Origin of the sequence: Pseudomonas sp. PS01298 (assembly GCF_029959745.1) — a bacterium.
In the GTDB taxonomy this organism is placed as follows: Bacteria; Pseudomonadota; Gammaproteobacteria; order Pseudomonadales; family Pseudomonadaceae; genus Aquipseudomonas; species Aquipseudomonas aylmerensis.
In genome coordinates this window covers 1-292 of sequence record NZ_JASCPP010000273.1, presented here as the reverse complement: position 1 = coordinate 292, position 292 = coordinate 1, and the positions used below count along the sequence as shown (strand labels likewise).

1 pseudogene is annotated in these 292 nt (G+C 63.4%); it reads left to right on the top strand.

Annotated features, from left to right (window positions below):
• Nucleotides 1-292, top strand: a pseudogene (locus QMX97_RS32095) (SDR family NAD(P)-dependent oxidoreductase); the annotation flags it as partial.

Below are 292 nucleotides of genomic sequence, written 5' to 3'. Positions count from 1 at the left end.
GGGCCCGTGAGGGGTGGCAGTTGGCCTTGTCGGACGTCAGTGAGCCGGGCTTGCAGGAAACCATCAGGCTGGTGCGAGAGGCCGGTGGCGAGGTTTTTATCCAGCGCTGAGACGAGCGCGACTACAGCCAGCTCACCGCGTTTGCCCAGGCCTGCGAGGTGAAGCTGGGCGGCATTGATGTGATCGTCAACAATGCGGGCGTGGCCTCGTGTGGGTTCTTCGCCGAGCTGTCGCTGGAGGATTGGGAGTGGCAGATCGCGATCAACGTGATGGGGGTGGTCAAGGGCTGCAA